The 21,013-nt window shown below is 71.5% G+C and carries 19 protein-coding genes and 1 pseudogene; 14 read left to right on the top strand and 6 right to left on the bottom strand.

The window, feature by feature from the left end:
* The 3 genes from GVN67_RS21035 to GVN67_RS21025 form a co-directional block, all read left to right on the top strand.
* Positions 1–503: cache domain-containing protein (locus GVN67_RS21035; RefSeq protein WP_159999293.1), on the top strand; the 503-nt coding region annotated here is incomplete at its 5' end.
* Between the two features lie 81 nt (positions 504–584).
* Positions 585–3,104 carry an ATP-binding protein gene (locus tag GVN67_RS21030; protein ID WP_159999292.1) on the top strand — a complete coding sequence of 840 codons (2,520 nt, stop codon included), beginning with the start codon at positions 585–587 and terminating at the stop codon, positions 3,102–3,104.
* Positions 3,094–3,486: a response regulator gene (locus tag GVN67_RS21025; RefSeq protein WP_159999291.1), complete on the top strand. Its 393-nt coding sequence runs from the start codon at positions 3,094–3,096 to the stop codon at positions 3,484–3,486. The genes GVN67_RS21030 and GVN67_RS21025 overlap by 11 nt, the downstream gene beginning before the upstream one ends.
* Positions 3,487–3,552: 66 nt before the next feature.
* Here GVN67_RS21025 and GVN67_RS21020 read toward each other — a convergent pair whose 3' ends face one another.
* From GVN67_RS21020 to GVN67_RS21010, 3 genes are all read right to left on the bottom strand, one after another.
* The gene (locus GVN67_RS21020) at positions 3,553–4,521 is read right to left on the bottom strand and encodes a tripartite tricarboxylate transporter substrate binding protein (protein ID WP_159999290.1); all 969 of its coding nucleotides are present in this window, start codon (positions 4,519–4,521) and stop codon (positions 3,553–3,555) included.
* Between the two features lie 63 nt (positions 4,522–4,584).
* Complete coding sequence (locus GVN67_RS21015) at positions 4,585–5,157, bottom strand: thiamine pyrophosphate-dependent enzyme (protein ID WP_235035403.1); 573 nt, start codon at positions 5,155–5,157, stop codon at positions 4,585–4,587.
* A 29-nt stretch (positions 5,158–5,186) separates the two neighbouring features.
* A complete protein-coding gene (locus tag GVN67_RS21010; RefSeq protein ID WP_159999288.1) occupies positions 5,187–5,735 on the bottom strand; it encodes a thiamine pyrophosphate-binding protein in 549 nt (182 codons plus the stop codon).
* Between the two features lie 109 nt (positions 5,736–5,844).
* Between GVN67_RS21010 and GVN67_RS21005 the strand changes: the two genes are divergently transcribed.
* The 7 genes from GVN67_RS21005 (at position 5,845) to uraD (ending at position 13,536) form a co-directional block, all read left to right on the top strand.
* Positions 5,845–6,762, top strand: coding sequence for a LysR family transcriptional regulator (locus GVN67_RS21005; RefSeq protein WP_159999287.1), 918 nt, complete (start codon positions 5,845–5,847; stop codon positions 6,760–6,762).
* 54 nt (positions 6,763–6,816) lie between these two features.
* Entirely contained in the window at positions 6,817–7,551 is a 735-nt protein-coding gene (locus tag GVN67_RS21000) for a GntR family transcriptional regulator (RefSeq protein WP_159999286.1), read from the top strand.
* A gap of 9 nt (positions 7,552–7,560) precedes the next feature.
* The gene (locus GVN67_RS20995) at positions 7,561–9,156 is read left to right on the top strand and encodes an ABC transporter substrate-binding protein (RefSeq protein WP_159999285.1); all 1,596 of its coding nucleotides are present in this window, start codon (positions 7,561–7,563) and stop codon (positions 9,154–9,156) included.
* Positions 9,157–9,225: 69 nt separating this feature from the next.
* The gene (locus GVN67_RS20990) at positions 9,226–10,236 is read left to right on the top strand and encodes an ABC transporter permease (protein ID WP_159999284.1); all 1,011 of its coding nucleotides are present in this window, start codon (positions 9,226–9,228) and stop codon (positions 10,234–10,236) included.
* The gene (locus GVN67_RS20985; protein WP_159999283.1) at positions 10,233–11,105 is read left to right on the top strand and encodes an ABC transporter permease; all 873 of its coding nucleotides are present in this window, start codon (positions 10,233–10,235) and stop codon (positions 11,103–11,105) included. Before GVN67_RS20990 ends, GVN67_RS20985 begins: the two co-directional genes overlap by 4 nt.
* 14 nt (positions 11,106–11,119) lie before the next feature.
* Positions 11,120–12,808, top strand: a complete 1,689-nt coding sequence (locus tag GVN67_RS20980; protein ID WP_159999282.1) for an ABC transporter ATP-binding protein — start codon at positions 11,120–11,122, stop codon at positions 12,806–12,808.
* A 14-nt stretch (positions 12,809–12,822) separates the two neighbouring features.
* Positions 12,823–13,536, top strand: coding sequence for a 2-oxo-4-hydroxy-4-carboxy-5-ureidoimidazoline decarboxylase (uraD, locus tag GVN67_RS20975; protein WP_200845330.1), 714 nt, complete (start codon positions 12,823–12,825; stop codon positions 13,534–13,536).
* Here the strand turns inward: uraD and GVN67_RS20970 are convergent.
* The 3 genes from GVN67_RS20970 to GVN67_RS20960 all read right to left on the bottom strand — a co-directional run bounded on the left by GVN67_RS20970 (position 13,503) and on the right by GVN67_RS20960 (position 15,998).
* A complete protein-coding gene (locus GVN67_RS20970) occupies positions 13,503–14,366 on the bottom strand; it encodes a class I SAM-dependent methyltransferase (RefSeq protein WP_159999280.1) in 864 nt (287 codons plus the stop codon). The genes uraD and GVN67_RS20970 overlap by 34 nt on opposite strands.
* A gap of 65 nt (positions 14,367–14,431) precedes the next feature.
* Positions 14,432–14,818 carry an oxalurate catabolism protein HpxZ gene (gene hpxZ, locus GVN67_RS20965; protein WP_159999279.1) on the bottom strand — a complete coding sequence of 129 codons (387 nt, stop codon included), beginning with the start codon at positions 14,816–14,818 and terminating at the stop codon, positions 14,432–14,434.
* 13 nt (positions 14,819–14,831) lie between these two features.
* Positions 14,832–15,998 carry an amidase gene (locus GVN67_RS20960; protein ID WP_159999278.1) on the bottom strand — a complete coding sequence of 389 codons (1,167 nt, stop codon included), beginning with the start codon at positions 15,996–15,998 and terminating at the stop codon, positions 14,832–14,834.
* Between the two features lie 167 nt (positions 15,999–16,165).
* Here GVN67_RS20960 and GVN67_RS20955 point away from each other — a divergent pair, with 167 nt between their 5' ends.
* From GVN67_RS20955 to GVN67_RS20940, 4 genes and pseudogenes are all read left to right on the top strand, one after another.
* On the top strand, positions 16,166–16,705 hold the full coding sequence (locus tag GVN67_RS20955) for a sigma-70 family RNA polymerase sigma factor (protein WP_159999277.1): 540 nt from the start codon (positions 16,166–16,168) through the stop codon (positions 16,703–16,705).
* Entirely contained in the window at positions 16,702–17,658 is a 957-nt protein-coding gene (locus GVN67_RS20950; RefSeq protein WP_159999276.1) for a FecR family protein, read from the top strand. The genes GVN67_RS20955 and GVN67_RS20950 overlap by 4 nt, the downstream gene beginning before the upstream one ends.
* A gap of 109 nt (positions 17,659–17,767) precedes the next feature.
* Positions 17,768–20,302 carry a FepA family TonB-dependent siderophore receptor gene (locus tag GVN67_RS20945; RefSeq protein WP_235035402.1) on the top strand — a complete coding sequence of 845 codons (2,535 nt, stop codon included), beginning with the start codon at positions 17,768–17,770 and terminating at the stop codon, positions 20,300–20,302.
* Positions 20,303–20,333: 31 nt separating this feature from the next.
* Positions 20,334–21,013 (top strand): annotated as a pseudogene (locus GVN67_RS20940) (hypothetical protein); the annotation flags it as partial.

Below are 21,013 nucleotides of genomic sequence, written 5' to 3'. Positions count from 1 at the left end.
TGCCTCACCCCCGCCCCCTGCCGCGCCGATGCTGCCTGCTGCTGCCGGGCCTGCTGCCGGCGGCCCTGGCCATGGGCTCAGCGCCGGCCGCGCTGGCCCAGGAGGAGGGCATCCTGCGCAAGCGGGCCGAGACGGAAAGCTTCCTGCGCCAGGCGGCCGCCTATCTGGAGCAGGTCGGGATCGAGCAGGCGCTGGCCGCGTTCAACGCGCCACAGGGCCGCTTCGTCGCCGGCGAGCGCTATGTCTTCTGCTACCGCCTCGACGGCACGGTGCTGGCGCATGGCGGCAACCCGGCGCTGCTCGGCCGCAACCTGGGCGCGCTGCGCGATGCGCGGGGCAAGCCTTTCGCCGCCACGCTGATCCGCATCGCGGTGACCCAGGGCGAGGGCTGGCTGACCTATGACTGGATCAACCCGGTCTCCCGCCAGACCGAGATCAAGGACACCTTCATCATGCGCCTGCGCGAGGACCTGATCTGCAGCGCCGGCCATTACCGGGGATGAGCGCCCCGCTGGAATGACCGCGCGACGGGCGGGGCAGAAGGCCCGCGCCGCCGCGCCCTGGAATGGACCGGAGCAACCGCCTTGCCTTTCCGCGCCGTCTTCCGCTGGACCAATTCCAGCATCGCCCACCGCTTCAGCTTCGCCGCGGCGACGATGGCGCTGCTGGCCTGCGCGCTGAACGGGCTGATCAGCCACCACTACCTGTCGCGCGAGGTCGAGGAGGGCATCCGCCACCGGCAGGAGGCGCGGACGGCGCTGATCGCCCAGCGCGTGCAGCAGAGCATGAACATGCTGTCGGAGGCGCTGGACGAGGTCACCAAGAACCCGCTGATCGAGACGCTGATCCAGGGCGAGATCCTGAACAGCCGGCTGCTGCGCGACGTGCTCGGCAGCATCGCCTCCTCCAAGCAGATGGCGCTGCCGATCGCGCTGTACCGCATCGACGGGCGGATCATGGCCGGCACCCAGGACAGCCTGCCGGCCTCGCTGGCCGAGCAGCCCTGGTTCCCGACCCTGGCCAAGGGCGGCTCGGCGGTGACGGTGGAGCATGGCTCGGACCGCATCTGGGTGGCGCTGCCGGTGGTCGGGCTGATGAGCGCGCAGGTCGATGGCGCGGTGGTCGGCGTGATCGAGACCGAGCGGCTGCTGCGCGCCGCGCGGAGCTCGGCGGATTCGCTGACCCTGCGGCTGGAGGCGGGGGGCGTGCTGCTGGCGCATTCGCGCGGCAGCCAGGACATTTCCGAGCCGCTGCGGGTGCGCCACCTGCTGGAGGTGGACACCGCGCTGAAGGGGCTGAACCTGGTGCTGGAGAGCGAGCAGGACGTGGCGCTGGCCATGGCGCCGCTGCGTGAGCACAACACGCGCACCCTGGCGGCGACGCTGGCGATGATGATCGGCGTGATCATCGCCGCCATCCTGCTGGGGCGCAACCTGTCGCGGCCGCTGCGGGCGCTGAGCCGGGCGGCGCAGCAGGTGGCGCAGACCGGCTCGGTCGAGGTGGCGCTGCCGCCGCCCGGGCCGGACGAGGTGGGCGGGCTCAGCCGCGACTTCGGCGTCATGCTGCGCAAGCTGGGCGAGCTGACCGGCGGGCTGGAGAGCAAGGTGACCGAGCGGACGCGCTCGCTGGAGGAGGTGCAATCGCTGCTGCAGCTCTATGGCGAGCGGCGGCGGGTGATGATCGAGAACGCGCCCTACGGCATCATGAGCCTCGACGAGGACAGCCATATCGAGGCCTGCAACCCGGCGGCGCTGAAGATCCTCGGACGCGGCGAGGAGGAACTGCTGGGGCAGCCGCTATCGACCATCGCCGCCGATCCGCAACGCATCACCGACCTGCTGCAGCAGAGCGCGCTGGGCGAGGAGGAGCCATCGGGCCATGAGCTGGAGGCGCGGCATGCCGCCGGCCACCTGATCCCGATCGAGATCGCGCTGAGCAAGGTGCGCGACGGCGAGCGCTGGATCTGGATCTGCACGCTGGGCGACATCACCCAGCGCAAGCAGGCGGAGCGGGTGAAGGATGAGTTCATCTCCACCGTCAGCCATGAGCTGCGCACCCCGCTGACCTCGATCCGCGGCGCGCTGGGGCTGGTCGATGCCGGCAAGATGGGGCCGATCCCGGTGGCGGCCGGGCGGCTGGTGAAGATCGCGCTGAGCAACAGCGAGCGGCTGGTGCTGCTGGTCAACGACATCCTCGACCTGCAGAAGATCGAGAGCGGCAGCATGCAGTTCGACGCGCGCGAGGTCAGCCTGACCGAGATCGTGCAGCAGTCGATCGACGCCAACGAGGGCTATGCGCGCAGCTTCGACGTCACCCTGCAGATGGGCGGCGACATGACGCCGATGCAGGTCTTCGGCGACCCGAACCGGCTGATGCAGATCATGTGCAACCTGATTTCCAATGCGGTGAAATTCTCGCCCAAGCAGGGCGAGGTCGAGGTCAGCATCGAGAATCGCGGGCGGCTGGCGATGGTCAGCGTCTCCGACCAGGGGCCCGGCATCCCGGCCAATTTCCGCGACAAGATTTTTTCGCGCTTCGCCCAGGCGGATGGGTCGGACCGGCGGGCCAAGGGCGGCACGGGGCTTGGCCTCGCCATCACCAAGGCGCTGGTCGAGCATCATGCCGGGCGGATCAGCTTCCGCGGGCGGGAGGGCGGCGGGACGGTGTTCCAGTTCGTCATCCCCCTGATCGACGGGGGACGCAGCCGCAACCTGCCGCAGCGGCGCAGCGGCGGGCTGCCGCGGATCCTGCATGTCGACGACGATGCCGACCTGCTGAACGTCATCGCCACGCTGCTGTCCTTCCGCGCGGAGGTGGTGTCGGTGCGCAGCGCCGCCGAGGCGGAGCAGGCTCTGGCGGAAAGCTGCTTCGACCTGCTGATCATCGATGTCGGGCTGCAGGATGGCAGCGGGCTGCGGCTGCTGCACAGCCCGGTGCAGGGGGAGGCGCCGGCGGCGATGGTCTTCACCAGCGCCGACCGGCCGGCCCATCTGGGGGAGCTGCTGGACTGGATCGTCAAGGACCGCACGGGCACCGAGCGGCTGGTGGCCGCGGTCAACACGCAGATCGACCGTATCATGGGGAGCGAGACCAATGCCGCGTGAGGCTTTGCAGCGCATCGCCTATGTCGAGGATGAGCCGGACATCCAGGAGGTGGCGATCATCGCCCTGGAGAGCATCGGCGGCTACGAGGTGCATGCCTTCGACCATGCGCCGCCCTTCCTGGAGCAGGTGGAGGCGATGCGGCCGCAGCTGATCCTGCTGGACGTCATGCTGCCCGGCATGACCGGCCCCGAGATCCTGACCGAGCTGCGCGCCCGCCCGGAGACGAAGGACATCCCGGTGATCTTCATGACCGCGAAGGTCCAGTCGACCGACCACCAGCGTTACCTGGACCTCGGCGCCATCCGCGTCATCGGCAAGCCCTTCGACCCGATGTCCTTGTCATCGGAAATCGAAGAAGCGTGGAACGCGCTGGAAGATTAGCCCGCGGCAGCACAGACAGAAAAAAGATGGGGGTTCCAGGGGGAATTCATTCCCCCTGGCCTTTTCTCAATCCGGCTTGACGTTGTTCTCCCGCGCCGTCTTCCCCCAGGTCTCCACCTGCGACTGCACAAAGCGCCCCAGCGCCGGCCCGTCGGAGAGGACGAGCTCCGCCTGGTTGATCTCGGCGAATTGCTGGGCGATGCGGGCTTCGCGGTAGGCGCCGACCAGCGCCTCCTGGAAGCGCGCGACGACGGGCGCCGGTGTCTTCGCCGGGGCGAAGACCCCCCACCAGGCTTCGGCGGTCAGCCCGTCGAAGCCGCTTTCGACCGCCGTCGGCGTGGCGGGCAGGCCGCCCAGCCGGCTGGCGCCCAGCTGCAGCAGCGGCCGCAGCGTGCTGGCCGAGATCTGTGGCGCCAGCAGGGCGCTGCTGCCGATCATCATGTCGATATGGCCGGCCACCGCGTCGTTCACCGCCAGGCCGCCGCCGCGATAGGGCAGGTGCGTCACCTCCGCCCCGCCGCGGCGGGCCAGCATCAGCATGGCGAGATGCCCGATGGTGCCGTTGCCGGTGGAGCCGAAGGTGACCGAGCCTTTTTGGCGCGCCAGGGCGAAGACCTCGGCCAGAGTCTGGTAGGGCTTGGCGGGCTGGCAGGCGATGACATAGGGCGCGCGGCCGATCTGGGTGACGGGGGTGAAATCCGCCACCAGGTCGAAGGGCAGGTTGGGCACCAGCACCGGCATGACCGCGTGGGAATCGAAGGTCAGCAGCCAGGTCTGGCCGTCCGGCCGGGCCTTGGCGACGATGTCGCTGCCGATGCTGCCGGCGGCGCCGCTGCGATTCTCGACGATGATGGGCACGCCCAGGCGCTGCTGCAACCCCGGGGCGGCCAGCCGCGCCACGGCATCGGTGGACCCGCCGGGGGCGAAGGGCACGACAATGCGGATCGGGCCCGCCGGCCAGGTGTCGGCGCGCGCGACGGCCGGAAGGGCAAGCGCCGCCCCCAGCACCCCACGCCGGGTGAGTGAAAAAGCCATCTGGACAAACAACCTCCCTGGACGCGGCGCCTTGTGCCGGCGCTTCGCGTGTCGGCTATCCTGCTACACTCCGGGGCTGAGGCCCAGGGCCGCGCGGGTGCGGCCGCGCATCAGCACGGCGTCGCGCAGCGGCAGCACGCGCTCGGCCTCGGCCGGGTCGATCGGGATCAGGGCGACGCAGGGGCCCTCGCCGCCGTCGCGCAGCCGGGCGGCCAGGGCGTCCAGGTCGGCCTCGTCGGCGACGTGGCGCGCCTCGGCGATGCCGCAGGCGCGGGCGACGGCCAGCAGGTCGGTGCGCGCCGCGCCATGGCTGCCGCCGGTGTGGCTGGGCTGGCCGCCGGTCTCGCCATACAGGCCGTTGTCCAGCACCGCCACCACCAGGTTGCGCGGCGCCTGCAGGGCGATGGTGGAGAAGCCGCCCATGCCCATCAGCATCTCGCCATCGCCGGTCAGCACCAGCACCGGAACCTCCGGCCGGGCCAGCGCCAGGCCGAGCCCGACCATGGCCGCACCCCCCATGGCGCCCCACAGGTAAAAGTTGCGGTCATGGTCGCCGGCCGCGGCCAGGTCGTAGGTGGCCGAGCCCAGCCCGGTGATGACCACGGCCTCGCCGCGATCCCGCAACAAACGCGCCACGGCCGCACGCCGCTCAAACTGGAAGACGCTCATTTGAAGAAGACCTTGGCGCCGATCAGGCGCTGGGAGAGCAGGACAGCGGTCGCGGTGCCGCCGGCGAAGGCCATGTTGGCGCCGGCCTGGACCACCTCGGGCACCTCGGCGGCGGTGCCGGCGCGCAGCACCTGGATGTCCATCAGTTCCAGCGCCGCCTGGGTGGTGGAGCCCATCGGCACCTGCCACGGGTTGAACTCGCCATATTCGCCGCGCATCGTCACCAGGATCAGCACCGGCGTGCGGGTCAGCTTCACCAGCGACAGCATGTTGATGCAATTGCCGACGCCGCTGGACTGCATCAGCAGCACGCCGCGGTCGCCGCCCAGCGAGGCGCCGGTCAGCAGGGCCAGGCCTTCCTCCTCGGTCGTCAGGGCGATCGCCTTCATCGACGGCTCGGCCTGCACGGCGCGGATCAGCCGGGCATGGCCGCCATCCGGCACATAGGCGACCTGGCGCACCCCGGCCTGCTTCAGGATGTCGAAAATGGCGTCGGGCCATGCCTCCGCCGCGGGCGTCTCCGCCCTGTCCTGAACTGCCGTCATGCTTCCCCCTCGCCACGATGCGCTTGCCGGCAGTGTCCCGCAGCGGCAGCCTTCAGGAAATTCGAAAATAGCGATAAGCGTTATCGCAAAAGGTTAAGGGGGACCGTCGATGGACCTGCGGCAATTGCGCAGCTTCCTGCAGATCGCCGAGAGCGGCTCGCTCAGCCGCGCCTCCGACCGGCTGCGCCTGGCCCAGCCGGCGCTGTCGCGGCAGATTCGCCTGCTGGAGGCCGAGGTCGGCCTGGCCCTGTTCACCCGTCATGGCCGCGGCATGCAGCTGACCGAGGCCGGCCGCGCCTTGCTGGAACGGGTGACCGGCCCGCTGCGGCAGCTCGAGCGCTCGGTGGAGGAGGTCCGGGCGCTCGCCTCCGAGGTGCGCGGCCAGGTGGCGCTGGGGCTGATGCCGACCACCAGCCATGTGCTGTCCGGCCGCCTGGCGCGGCGCGTGGCGGCCGAGCTGCCAGGGGTGAGCCTTCGCATCGTCGAAGGCTATGCCGGCCACCTGGTGGAATGGCTGCAGCGCGGGCAGCTCGATCTCAGCCTGCTCTATGGCCCGGGCGACGGGCTGCATCTGCGCTGCGAGACGCTGCTGCTGGACGAGCTGGCGCTGATCGGCCCGGCCGGGGCGCTGGATGGCGCGCCGGTGGCGGTGGACCGGCTGGCCGGCCTGCCCATGGTCCTGCCCAGCCGGCCGCACGGGCTGCGCCTGCTGATCGAGGCCGCGGCGTCGCGCGCCGGCGCCCCGCTGGCGGTCCGCTTCGAGGCCGACAGCTTCCGCGTCATCAAGGACCTGGTGGGGTCGGGGCTGGGGCATAGCGTGCTGCCGCCTTCCTCGATCGATGCCGAGGAGGCGGCGACGCGCTTCAGCATGGCCCCCCTCACCCCCCCGATCCGCCGCCAGATCCTGCTGGTGCGTCCTCCCGACCGCGCCGACACCCGCGCCACCGGCGCCGTGGTCGCCCTGCTGAAGGCCGAGGTGGCGGCGATGCTGGCGGCCGGGGAATGGGCCGGCGCCTCCCCCGCCTGACGCCCCGGGCGCAAACCGCAACGGTCTGGCATGGCCGTTGCATGGCGGCCTTGTATGCAAGCCCCGCATGCAACCCCGCTTTCGATCGACGAGCGCATCCTGCAGGCGGTGCTGGCCGGCCGCATCAGCCCCGGCACGCGGCTGGGCGAGCAGGCGCTGGCCGATCTCTTCGCCGTCTCCCGCACCCTGGTGCGCGAGGCGATGATGCGGCTGGCGGCGCGGCGCATCGTCTGCCTGGCCACCCGCCGCGGCTGGTTCGTGGCCGAGCCCTCGCTGGAGGAGGCCCGCGCCACGCTGGCCGCCCGCAGCGCGCTGGAATGCGGCATGCTGGACCAGGCGGCGCCCCCCGATGCGGCCGGCATCGCCCGCCTGCGCGCCCAGATCGCTGAAGAATCAGAGATCATCGCGGGCGACGATGCCGGAAGCCGCAGCCTGGCGCTGGGCAATTTCCATGTCTGCCTGGCCGAGGTGCTGGGCAATCCGGTGATCGCCGAGCTGCTGCGCGACCTGACCGCGCGCACCATGCTGATCGCCACCCTCTACCAGTCGCCGCGCGATGCCGGCCTGTCCTCAGCTGAGCATCTGCACATCCTCGAGGCAATCGCCGCCGGCCGGATGCGCCAGGCGGCGACGCTGATGCGGGCGCATCTGTCGCATGTGCAGACCATGCTGCGCCCGCCTGCCACCGCGCCGAGCGACCCGCTGGCGCCGCTGCGCCAGGCGCTGGTGCCCGAATTTGCCGCGCTGCCTGCTCAGGACTTGCGCATTCCCGATCCCGTCATTGGATGAGAGGCTTCCATGCATCGTCGCAGCCTGCTTGCCACCGCCCTCGCCGCCCCCTTCGTCAAGCCCGTCGTCGCCGAGGCGCAGACCGCCGCCCCCAGCCGGCGCGAGACCCTGCTGCTGGTGCAGGAATACGGGCCGAACAGCCTGGACATGCAGGGCATCGGCTCGGCCCAGCCGGTCAATGGCGTCTCGCTGAACTGCTATGACCGGCTGCTGCGCTTCAAGCCGGTGCCGCTGGCCGACGGCAATGGCGGCACCTTCCAGATCAACGAGCTGGAGGGGGAGCTGGCCGAAAGCTGGCAGGTCGCCAGCGACGGCATGTCGGCGACCTTCAAGCTGCGCGATGCCAAGTTCCATTCCGGCCGGGCGGTGACCGCGAAGGACGTCAAGTGGTCGCTCGACCGCGCGGTCAGCATCGGCGGCTTCGCCACCACCCAGATGGCCGCCGGCTCGCTGGAGAAGGCCGAGCAGTTCGTCGCGGTGGATGACCGCACCTTCCGCATCGACTTCGTCCGCCGCGACAAGATGAGCCTGCCCAACCTGGCGGTCACCATCCCCTTCGTCTTCGACAGCGAGCTCGCCCAGAAGAATGCCGGTGGCGACCCCTGGGCCAAGGACTGGCTGAAGAACAACGTCGCCGGCTCCGGCGCCTTCAAGGTGGAAAGCTGGAAGCCCGGCGTCGAGACCATCTATACCCGCAACGACGACTGGACCTCCGGCACGCTGCCGTCGCTGCGCCGGATCATCGCCCGCGACATCCCCTCCCCCAGCACCCGCCGCGCGCTGATCGAGCGCGGCGACGCGGACATCAGCTACGGCCTGCCGCCCAAGGACTTCAAGGACCTGCTCGAGGCCGGCAAGGTCAAGGTGGTCGGCGTCCCCGTGCCCAACGCGCTGTGGTCGCTGGCGCTGAACGCGGCGACCGGCCCCTTCACCGACGCCCGCCTGCGCCAGGCCGTCGCCTGGGCCGTGCCCTATGAGAAGATCATGCAGGCCGCGCTCTTCGGCCGCGGCATCGCCATGTTCGGCGGCGACGGCCGCGCCACCACCGCCTGGCCGCAGCCCTACCCCTACGACACCAATATCGAGAAGGCCAAGGCCCTGGTCGCCCAGCTGGCGCCCGGCGGCATCACCACCAGCCTGATCTTCGACGCCGGCTCCGCCACCATCGCCGAGCCCATGGCCGTCCTCGTCAAGGAAGCCCTGGCCCCGCTCGGCATCAATGTCGAGCTCCAAAAAATCCCCGGCGCCAACTTCCGCGGCGAGCTCAACAAGAAGACCGCGCCCATGGCCATCAACCGCTTCGGCGGCTGGCTGGACTACCCGGACTACTACTTCTTCTGGAACTACCATTCCAACAACTCGATCTTCAACATCTCCAGCTACCAGAACAAGGAGCTGGACAAGCTGGTCGACGGCGCCCGCTTCGCGCCGGACGCCGCTTCCTACGAGCGCGACGTCAAGGCCTTCATCGAGATGGCCTTCACCGAGCTGCCCGCTTTGCCGATCTGCCAGCCGCTGCACGACGTCGCCATGCAGAAGAACATCGGCGGCTACCAGTTCTGGCCGTGCCGGGAGCCCGACTTCCGGTATCTGACGAAAGGATAATCAAGAAAGGTCGGGGGGAGGTATCCCCCCGAATCCCCCTTCTATTTTTGCAAGAAAGCAGCATCCAACATGCGAACCGTGGCACTAAGGCTCGCGGGAGCGATCCCGGCCCTGATCGGCGTCATCCTGGCGACCTTCGTGCTGACGCGGGTGCTGCCAGGGGATACCGCCAGCTATTTCGCCGGGCCCACCGCCAGCGCGGAAAGCATCGCCCAGATCCGCGCCGAGCTCGGCCTCGATCGCCCGCTGCCCGAGCAGTTCCTGCGCTACATCACCGCCCTGACCCACGGCGACCTCGGCATGTCGCTCACCACCGGACAGCCGGTGCTGAACGACCTCGCCGCCCGCCTGCCGGCCAGCGCCGAGCTGACCCTCTCCGCCCTGCTGCTGGCCATGCTCATCGCCATCCCGCTCGGCATCCTGGCGGCGGTGAAGCAAGGCAGCATGGCCGACCACGCCTGCCGCATCCTGGTTACCGGCGGCGTCAGCCTGCCCGTCTTCTTCACCGGCCTGCTGCTGGTCTATGTCTTCTACTTCCTGCTCGGCTGGTCGCCAGCCCCGCTCGGCCGCCTCGACGCCTTCGCCAGCGCGCCGCCCACCGTCACCGGCTTCTTCCTGGTCGACACCCTGCTGATCGGCGATACCGAGACCTTCCGCGCGGCCCTCGCCCAGATGGTGCTGCCGGTCTGCACCCTCAGCCTCTTCGCCCTGGCCCCGATCGCCCGCATCGCCCGCGCCAGCATGCTCGCCGTGCTCGGCTCCGACTTCGTCCGCACCGCGCGCGCCAGCGGCCTCAGCCCCCGCGCCGTGATCCTGACCTATGGCTTCCGCAACGCCATGCTGCCGGTGCTGACCACGCTGGGCATGGTCTTCTCCTTCCTGCTCGGCGCCAATGTCCTGGTGGAAAAGGTCTTTGCCTGGCCCGGCGTCGGCTCCTACGCGGTGGAGGCGCTGATCGCCTCGGACTTCGCGCCGGTGCAGGGCTTCGTCCTGGCCATGGCCATCCTCTATGTCCTGCTGAACCTGGCGATCGACCTGCTCTATGGCCTGGTCGACCCGCGCGCGAGGATGACGGCATGAGCGCGACCCAGGCTCCCTCCGCCTTCACCGCCTCGCTGCGCCATGCGCGCCACGTCGTCACCGGCAACGCCGTCACCGCCGGCGCCTTCGCGCTGTTCTTCCTGCTGCTGCTCTGCGCCGCCTTCGGGCCGCTGATCGCGCCCTACGACCCGCTGGCCAGCAACACCATGATCGCGCTGCAGCCGCCCAGCTGGGCGCATCCCTTCGGCACCGACCAGCTCGGCCGCGATATCCTCAGCCGCGTCGTCGTCGCCACCCGGCTCGACATGACGGTGGCCATCGCCTCGGTGGCGCTGGTCTTCGCCCTGGGCGGGCTGGCCGGCGTCGCGGCCGGCTTCTTCGGCGGCTGGACCGACCGCGTGGTGGGCCGCATCGCCGACACCATCATGGCTTTTCCGCTCTTCGTGCTGGCCATGGGCATCGTCGCCGCGCTGGGCAACACGGTGACCAACATTGTCATCGCCACCGCCATCGTCAATTTCCCGCTCTATGCCCGCCTGGCCCGCGCCGAGGCCAGCATCCGCCGCGAGGCCGGCTTCGTCCTCGCCGCCCGCCTGACCGGCAATTCCGAGCTCCGCATCCTGCTGACCCAGATCCTGCCGAATATCCTGCCGATCATGGCGGTGCAGGTCTCGCTGACCATGGGCTATGCCATCCTCAACGCCGCCGGGCTTTCCTTCATCGGTCTCGGCGTCCGCCCGCCCACCCCGGAATGGGGCATCATGGTGGCCGAGGGCGCCAGCTTCATCGTCTCCGGCGAATGGTGGGTCGCGCTCTTCCCCGGCCTCGCGCTGATGCTGGCGGTGTTCTGCTTCAACCTGCTGGGCGATGGCTTGCGCGACATCGTCGACCCGCAGCGGCGCAGCTGAGGAAGGACGCCCCCATGTCCAGCACCATCACCGAAAACCCGCCGCTGCTCGAGGTCCGCGACCTCACCGTCGAATTCGCAACCCGCGCTGGGCCGGTGCAGGCGGTGCGCCAGGTCTCGCTCAGCATCCGCAAGGGCGAGACCGTCGGCATCGTCGGCGAAAGCGGCTCCGGCAAGTCGGTCACCTCCTATGCCGTGATGCGCATCCTCGACCGCGCCGGCAAGATCGCCACGGGCAGCATCGGCTTCTTCGGCATCGACCTGCCCGGCCTGCCGGAGCGCGAGATGCGCGACCTGCGCGGGCGGGAGATCTCGATGATCTTCCAGAACCCGCGCGCCGCGCTGAACCCGATCCGCGCCGTCGGCCGGCAGATCGAGGACGTCCTCATCCGCCACGCCCAGGCGACCCGCGCCACCGCCCGGGCGCGCGCCATCGAGATGCTGACCCAGGTCCGCATCGCCCGGCCCGAGGAACGCTACCACGCCTATCCCTTCGAGCTGTCGGGCGGCATGTGCCAGCGCATCGTCATCGCCCTGGCCCTGGCCTGCCGGCCGCAGCTGCTGATCGCCGACGAGCCGACGACGGGCCTGGACGTCACCACGCAGAAGACGGTGATGGAGCTGGTCACCGAGCTGACCCGCGCCCGCGGCATGTCGACCCTGCTGATCACCCACGATCTGGGCCTGGCCGCCGCCTATTGCGACCGGGTGGTGGTGATGGAGCGCGGCCGCGTCGTCGAGGATGCCTTGGCGAAGGATATCTTCCGGGCGCCGCAGCACCCCTATACCCGCCGCCTGCTGCGCGCCACGCCGCGCCCCGGCGCGCGCCTGCCCGACCTGCTGCCGGAAGGCGAGGCGCCCCCGCTGGATGCCCCGCAATCCGCCCCTGGCCTGGTGCTGCTCGACGTCATCGGGTTGGTGAAGGAATTCCCCCGCGCGGCGGAGGGCGGCATCGGCGCCTGGCTGCGGCGCGGCCCGGCCCTGCCACCGGCCCGGGCGGTGGACGGCATCTCCTTCCAGATCCGCCGCGGCGAGAGCGTCGGCCTGGTCGGCGAAAGCGGCTGCGGCAAGTCCACCACCTCGATGATGGTGATGCGGCTGATCGATCGCACCAGCGGCTCGATCCAGTTCGACGGGCAGGAGCTCGGCGAGATCGCGCCGCGCGCCTTCACCCGGTCCCCCCTGCGCCGCCGCATCCAGATGGTGTTCCAGGACCCGACCGACAGCCTGAACCCGCGCTACACCGCCGAGCGCGCCATCGCCGACCCGATCCTGCGCATGGGCGACCTCCGCGGCGCTGGTCTGGAGGCCCGCTGCCGCGAGCTGGCCCGCCTGGTCGGCCTGCCGGAGGCGCTGCTCGGCCGCTTCCCGCACCAGCTGTCGGGCGGGCAGAAGGCGCGTGTCGGCATCGCCCGCGCCATCGCCCTGAACCCGGAGCTGGTGGTGCTGGACGAGCCCACCGCCGCGCTCGATGTCTCGGTTCAGGCGGTGGTGCTGAACCTGCTGCAGGAGCTGAAGGTCCGGCTGGGGATGAGCTATCTTTTCGTCAGCCACGACCTGCATGTGGTGAAGCTGCTCTGCGACCGGGTCATCGTCATGCGCCAGGGCCGCATCGTCGAGCAGGGCCCGACCGAGCAGGTGCTGAACCACCCCACGGCCGACTATACCCGCGAGCTTCTGGCCGCCGCCCCCTCGCCCCCATGATTCTTCTTCCAGTTTTGAACGCGGCATCGCCCGAAGACTTCTGCGCGGCGCTGGAGGGGGTGGTGGAGCGGGCGCCCTGGGTGGTGGCCGCCGCCGCGGCGCAGCGCCCCTTCGCCGATCTCGCTTCGCTGCACGGGGCGCTGGTGGCTGCGCTGCTGGCCGCCCCGGAGGAGGCCCAGCGCGCCTTCCTCAATGCGCATGAGCCGCTGGTGGCGGGACCTCTGCCGACGACACTGACAGAGGCCTCGCGGCGGGAGCAGGGCGACACCCCGCTCGGCGCGTTGGTGACGCCCGAGGCGCTGGCGGCGCAGAACGCCGCCTATCGCGACCGCTTCGGCTTCCCGTTCATTCTTTGCCTGCGGCGGCACAGCAGTGCCAATGTGCTGCGCTGCCTCGCCACGCGGCTGGCAGCCCCGGTGGAGGCCGAGCTGGCCGTGGCGCTCACCGAGATCGGCCATGTCATCCGCCTGCGCCTGCGCGACCGGATCGAGGGGCCGCCGCCGGCGATGCTCGGCGTCGCGCTGGACCGCCCGGCGACGGTCCGTCTTCAGCTGGAAGACACCACGCTGTTCGACGGCGCCCTGCCCGCCGGCCGCCATCCGCTGGCGCCGCTGCGGATGGGGCGCTGGCGGCTCTGGGCCGATGGCGCGCCGACGGAAATCTGGCCGGAGAATGCCGAGGCAGAAATCCTGGCTCAGCCCGGCTTGCGGGCCGAGACCACCAGGTAGTCGGAGGCGGCGTAGGGGTCGATATCGGCGAAGCGCAGGCCGAGGCGGATCATCGGGTGCATCCGCTGCTTGGCCAGCGGGTCGCGCGCCATGGCCTTGATGTGGCGGCGGAAGCCGGGGAAGACCTGCTCGCGGATCGAGCGCAGAACAGGGGCCTCGAAGCCGACCTCCTGCAGCAATTCGCGATAGCGGGTGGCGCCATAGACATTGGCCGGCGGCACCTGGCCGGCCCAGCGGTCGAAATTGCCGCGCAGCCCGCCGGTGTCGACGCGGCCGTCGCGCTCCAGCGGCACCAGGTCGATGATGCCGAGGCGGCCGCCCGGGCGCAGCAGGCGCAGCGCCTCGCGCAGGAAGGTCTCGCGGGTGTCGAAGTGGAAGGCGGCTTCCAGCGAGATGACGGCGTCGAAGCTGCCATCCGGCTCCGCGATGCGGGTCGCGGGGCAGAGGCGGTATTCGACGCCCGGCGCCGCGTTGGTCTGCTGCGCCGTCGCGATCTGGGTGGGGGTGACGTTGACCGCCAGGATGCGGCTGGTCTGGCGCGTGCGGGCGATATGGGCGTCCTGGTCGCCGAAACCGCAGCCGGCGTCGAGCACGCGGTCGCCGGCCTCGATGCCGGCGGCGTCGGCCAGCACATCGACCAGGGCCTGGGCCGCCTGGCGGTAATCGGTGGTGCCTGCCCAATACCCGCAATTGAGGTAGGTGCAGTCTTCCGCCATGCGGTTGCTGGTGCCCATGAATTCGTAGAAGAGGTCGGCGCGGTTGCGGTTGGGCGCGCGCATCAGCTGCCAGAGCAGGCTGAGACCGCCGATCGGCCGGGTGGTCGCGTCCATCCGCTTTGCCTTTCTGACAAAAATAGATGAGGGGTCCGGGGAGAATACCTTCTCCCCGGCCTTGCTCACTTCATGATCGAAACATGTGCCGCGACGACTTTCCAGCCTTCCGGAAAGCGGACCCATGTCTGGCTTTGCCGCCCGCGCTCGCCGGATTTGAGCAGGACGTATTCGGTGTTGGCGACCGCGAAGTCGCGCCCGAAGGTATTGATCACGGTGTTCTCCAGCCGCCGGGCGCGGGCCGCATGCTCAGTCGGGGTGCGCCCGGCGCGGAAGGCGGCGATGGCGTCGTGGCCGTAGAGGTTCTCGCCCACCCCGTAGCGGAGCGTCTTCTCATGGCGCCAGAAGCTGTCGTCGAGGGTGGGGACGTCGTTCTCCTCCAGCCCGCGGTCGTAGCGTTCGAAGGCGGCGCGGACCTCGGCGACGATCTCGGGGATGTTCAGCTCGGGCATCAGGTGTGGTCCTTCAGAGGGCGCGGGCGATGGCGACCAGGCGGGCATCCTGGCCGCGGGCGGCAATGAGCGACAGGCCGGCCGGCTTGCCGTCGACGGTCGCCAAGGGAAGGCTGACCTGCGGCACCCCGGTCAGGCCGGCGAAGGAGCAGAGCAGGCCGATGCGCTCCGAATGGCGGTCGAGCTCGGAGAGCGGCAGGCCGAGCGGCGGCGCGGTGAAGGGCGTGGTCGGGATGGCGAGGATGGCGCCGCCGTCGAGCAGCAGCCGGGCGCGGGCGCGGGCGCGCTCGCGGACCGAGTTGGCCAGCGCCACCTGCGCCTCGGTCAGCGAGGCCGCGAGGGCCATGTTGCGGGCGATGTTGAAGGCGAAGCGCGGGTTGGTGGCGTCGATCCAAGGCTTGAAGGTCTGCCAGCCCTCGGCGCGCTGGATGACGTTGCGCTGGGCGCCCCAGACCGCCAGCTCCCCCGGCTCGCCCAGGGTTATTCTTTCGAGGCCCTTCCCCAGCAGGGCCGCGATGCGCTCGACGGCGGGCAGCAACGCCTGCTGCACCGGCTCGTCGGCCAAAGCGAAGGTGTCGGTGGCCAGCAGCAGCGGCGCCGGGGCGACGGCATCGGGGATGGCCTCGCCCAGCATCACCGCGGCGACGCGGGCGAAGGTGGCGGCATCGCGGGCGAACCAGCCGGTGGTGTCGAAGCTGGGCGCCTGGGCGCACATGCCGTCGACCGGGATACGCCCATGCGTCGGGCGGATGCCGTAGAGGCCACACAGGCTGGACGGCACCCGCACCGAGCCGCCGCTGTCGGTGCCGAGCGCCGTGTCGCAATCCCCCGCCGCGACCGCGGAGGCCGATCCGCTGGAGGAGCCGCCCGGCAGGCAGCCCGGCGCCGCGGGGTTCCGGGGCGTGCCGTAGAACTGGTTGAAGCCGAGGATGCCGAGGGAGACCTCGCAGGTCACCGTCTTGCCGGCGAGCGAGGCGCCGGCCTCGAGCAGCGTCCGCACCGCCCAGGCATGGCGCTCCGGCACCGGGTGGCTGGCGGCCCAGTCCGGGTTGCCCGCCCCGGTCGGGTGGCCGGCGACGTCGAACAGGTCCTTGGCGGCGAAGCGGAGCCCCGCCAGCGGCCCCGCGCCGGCGCCCGGCAGGGTGAGCCGCGGCCCGGGGATGAAGGCATCGTCGCGCATGCTGGGGACCTCGCCGCTGCTGGAAGCGCCAGCTTGCCGGGCAGTCCGCCCCCGGGTCCAGGGGGGGATCGCCGGTTTCCCTCGCGCTTGCACATTGCGACTAATTCTCAATTACCGTATCAGGAGGCCGTCATCCCGCCTCCAGCCCCTGGTTCCGCAGCCCCGCCATGGCCCCGATCCGCAGCGCCCCCTCCGGCACCGCCGAGCTCTATGCCCAGCATCAGGGCTGGCTGGTCAGCTGGCTGCGCGGCCGGCTGCGCGGGCGGCCGCAGGGCGCCGATCGTGCCGCCGACCTGGTGCAGGACCTGTTCTGCAAGCTGCTGGAACGGCCGCCGGCGGCGATCGAGAAGCCGCGCGCCTTCCTGGCCGCCAGCGCCATCCGCCTGCTGATCGACCAGCAGCGCCGGCTGGCGGTGGAGCAGGCCTATCTGCGCGCGCTCGCCGTGATCCGCGAGCAGGAGATGGAGGCGAGCCCCGCCCAGCATTGCGAGGCGGTGGAGGCGCTGACCGCCATCGCCGCCATGCTGCAGGGCCTGGCCGAGCGGCCGCGCCGCGCCTTCCTGATGAGCCGGCTGGACGGGCTGAGCCATGCCGAGATCGCCGCCGAGCTGGGCGTCTCGGCCAGCATGGTGAAGCAGTATGTCGCCGCCGCCCTGCTGCATTGCTACGCCGCGGTGCATGGCGTCCCGGCGGGCGACGGCGCATGAGCGAACCCAGCGCCGAGATGGTGCGGGTGGCGGCCGGCTGGCACGCGCTGCTGGACGACGACGCCGCCACCGCGGCCGATGCGGCGCGCTGCCGCGCCTGGCGCGCCGAGCATCCGGGCCATGCCGAGGCGTTTCGCCGGCTGGCGGCGCTGCTCGGCCGGGTCGATGGCTTCGCCGCCGATGCCCCGGCGCGGCAGGCGCTGCAGGCGGGGCTGGCCGCCGGCGCACAGGGCAGCGCGCCACGGCGGCGGATGGCACGCGCCGCCGGCGGCGCGGTCGCCGTGCTGGCCCTGCTGGCGACGGCCGGGCTGCCGGACTGGACCAGCCTGCTGGCCAGCCATCGCAGCGGCACCGCGGTGACCCGGCTGGTGCTGGCCGATGGCTCGGCCGTGGCGCTGGATGCCGACACCGCCTTCGACACCGATTTCGACGGCAGCGGCCGCCGCATCCGGCTGCATCGCGGCCGCATCCTGGTCGAGGTGGCACGCGACCCGTCCCGGCCGCTGACCATCGAGACGCCGCAGGGCACGCTGCGGGCTCTGGGCACCCGCTTCAGCGCCGCGCGGGAGGAGGACCGCACCGTGGTCGCCGTCGAGGAATCGGCGGTGCGCGCCTGCGCCCCCGCCGGTGCCTGCCTGGAGCTGCATCCCGGCCAGGGCGCCCGGCTGGAGGCGCGGCAGGTGCTGGGCCCCTTCCCCGTCCCGGCGCAGGACAGCGCCTGGGCGCAGGGCCAGCTGGTGGTCGAGGACCGGCCGCTGTCAGAGGTGCTGGCCACCCTGGCGCGCTATCGCCCCGGCCTGCTGCGCTACGACGCGGTGGCGCTGGCCGGGCTGTCGGTCTCCGGCGTGCTGCCGCTGGGCGACACCGACCGGGCGCTGGCCGCGCTGGCCGCCACCCTGCCGATCGAGATCAGCCGCCGCACCGGCTTCTGGGTGACGGTGGAGCGGCGCTGAGCCGGGCGGCACGCGACATTTGTGGGAAAAATGCGGGGCGGCGCTGTCCCAAGCCCCGGCCTCATCCGTCTGCGCTGATGGAACACCGCCGCTTCCGGATGCAAGCCTGATGCCCTTCAACCCCTGTCGCCTCGCCCGGCTGCGCGCCGGGCTGCTGGCCGGCGCCGCCTGGCTGGCGGTCCCGGCCCAGGCGGCGCTTGGCCAGGCGGCGCTTGGCCAGGGGGCGCTTGACCAGGCGGCGCCCGAGGTCATGGCCGCGCGCTACGACGTGGCGGCGGGGCCGCTGGGCACGGCGCTGAACGCCTTCGCCCGCCAGGCCGGCGTCACCCTGACCTTCGCCCCCGCCCAGGTGGAGGGCCGCCAGAGCCCCGGCCTGCGCGGCGCCACCAGCATCGAGCGCGGCTTCGCCAGCATCCTGGCCGGCAGCGGGCTGCGCGCGGTGTCGCCGGACGGCGCCATCTACACCCTGCGCCAGGCCGCCGCGGCGCCGGGCCAGGGCGCGGCGCTGGGCGCCGGCCACCAGGCCGCGGTGGCGCTGCCGGTGCTGCAGGTGGTCGCCACCGCCGAGGAGCAGGCGCGGCAGGCGCCCGGCGTCTCGCTGATCACCCGCGACGACATCCAGCGCGCGCCGCCGGCCAACGACATCGCCGAGATCGTGCGGACCATGCCGGGGGTGAACCTGACGGGCAATTCCTCCAGCGGGCAATATGGCAACCACCGGCAGATCGACCTGCGCGGCATGGGGCCGGAAAACACGCTGATCCTGATCGACGGCCGCGCGGTGCGCTCGCGCAACGCGGTGCGCATGGGCCGCAGCGGCGAGCGCAACACCCGCGGCGATTCCAACTGGGTGCCGGCGGATGCCATCGAGCGGATCGAGGTGATCCGTGGCCCGGCCGCCGCGCGCTACGGCTCCGGCGCCGCCGGCGGCGTGGTCAATATCGTCACCCGGCCGCCGACCGACGCGCATCACGGCGCGGTCACCCTCTACGCGCTGCAGCCGGAGGACCGGCGGGAGGGCGATGGCCGCCGGGTGACGGCGACGCTGTCCGGCCCGACCACCCTGCCCGGCCTGTCCTTCCGCCTCTATGGCAATGCCAACCACACCGATGGCGACAGCCTGGCGCTGAACCGCGCCGCCGCCGGCACCGCCCCCGGCGACACCCCGCCCGCCGGCCGCGAGGGCGTCGAGAACCGCGACGCCAGCGGCCTGCTGCGCTGGCAGGTCGATGCACGGCAGAGCCTGGAGCTGGCGCTCGGCTACAGCCGCCAGGGCAATGTCTATGCCGGCGACCGCGCCGTCAGCGAGGCCGGCAGCGCCCTGCTGACCGCGCTCGCCGAGGCGCAGGCGGAGACCAACGTCATGGTCCGCCGCTCCGCCGCGCTGACCCATCGCGGCGAGTGGGGCGAGGCCGAGAGCCGGGTGGCGCTGACCTATGAGGGCACCGTCAACAAGCGGCTGCGCGAGGGGCTGACCGGCTCCGTCGAGGGCAGCATCAACAGCCGCGACGCCCGCTCCACCGCGACGCTGGACAATCTGGGCGCCAGCGCGGAGCTCACCCTGCCGCTGGAGGCGGTGGCGCCGCAGCGGCTGACCCTCGGCGCCGAGCTCCTGCACGAGGCGCTGGACGATGCCTTCTCCACCTCGCAGACCCTCAATGGCGGGCAGATCGGCGGCATCGCCATGGCCGACCGGCCGGGCACCGCCAGCGCCACCACCGTCGCCGCCTTCGTCGAGGACAATATCCGCGCGACCCGCTGGCTGACGCTGACGCCGGGGCTGCGGCTCGGCCGCCACAGCCGCTTCGGCAGCCATTGGAGCCCCTCGCTGAACGCCGCCATCGCGCTGGCCGGGGGGCTGTCGCTGAGAGGCGGCATCGCCCGCGCCTTCAAGACGCCGAACCTGTACCAGTCCAACCCGAACTACATCTACTACAGCCGCGGCAATGGCTGCCCGGCGGAATTCCCCAGCCTCGGCGGCGGCTGCTACGTGCAGGGCAATGCCGGGCTGCGGCCGGAGACCAGCCTGAACACCGAGCTCGGCCTCGCCTATGCCCGCGACCGCTTCAGCAGCGGCCTGACCTATTTCCACAACGACTATCGCGACAAGATCATGGCCGGGATGGTGCCGGTCGGGCAGACCCCGGCCAGCGGGCGGATCCTGCGCTGGGAGAACACGCCCCGCGCCATCATCCGCGGCCTGGAGGCGCACCTGGCGCTGCCGCTGCTCGACAGCCTGAGCTGGAGCACCAACGCCACCTACATGATCCAGAGCGAGGACAAGGCGACCGGCCAGCCGCTGTCGCTGGTGCCGCGCTACACGGTCCATGCCGCGCTGGACTGGCAGGCGCGCGAGGCGCTGTCACTGCGCCTGGCGCTGACCCATTACGGCCGGCAGGAGGCGCGGACGCAGGACCTGACCGGCGCCGCCAACACCGGCGCCGCGCTGTGGCGGCGCGCGCCCTATTCGGTGGTCGATGTCAGCGGCAGCTACCAGCTGAGCCGCCACACCCGGCTGACAGCCGGCATCAGCAACCTCTTCGACCGGCAATTGTTCCGCCAGGCCAATTCCTCGGCCGCCGGCGCCAATAGCTACAACGAGCCGGGGCGCGCCTATTTCCTGGCGCTGACCGCCTCGTTCTGAATTTCCTTCCCTACAGCACAGGACAGCAAGAATGACGCGTCTTCTCCCGAGCTTCCGCCAGGCCCTGATGGTCGGCACCCTGCTGATGGCGCCGGTCGCCAGCTTCGCCCAGGCGCCCTTCGGCGCGGTGGAGCGCAGCGCCGAGCCGCAGCTGCGCTTCGCCGCCGCCGAGCCGGGCCAGCCGATCCATGCCGGCAGCGCGGTCGCGCTCAGCGGCCAGGGCTTCCGCCCGGGGCAGAAGGTGACGCTGCTCTACGGCACCCAGGCGCTGGCCGGCGGCGCGCTGACCGCCGATGCCGAGGGCAAGGTCGCCGGCCGCCTGACCATCCCGGCCGAGGCCGTCGCCGGCAACCACCCGATCGTCGTCGTCGCCGACGCCCCCTATGGCGCGACGCTGGCGACGCTGAAGGTGTCGCCCCGCGTGCCGCTGTCGGGCCAGGAGCGCTTCGAGGTGACCGAGGCCCAGGTCACCCGCGGCCTGTACCAGACCGCCTTCAGTGCCCGGAATAATTCTCTCTATGTGACCAGCGCGGTGGGGCGTCCGCCGGTGCGCGTCTCCGAGCTGCTGCGGCTGGACGCGCAGACGCTGAAGGTCACCGCCCGCGTAACGCCGGCCCTGGCCCCCGCCCCGGGGTCACGCCAGGGCCGTCAGGTGGCCGATGAGCGTGTCGAGCGTCAGCGGATAGTCCCGCAGCCGCGTGCCGGTGGCGT

The organism is Roseomonas sp. 18066 (assembly GCF_902706185.1).
GTDB lineage: Bacteria > Pseudomonadota > Alphaproteobacteria > Acetobacterales > Acetobacteraceae > Pseudoroseomonas.
Note: the sequence above shows the minus strand (reverse complement) of the source record. Positions and strands in the feature narration are given on the sequence as shown.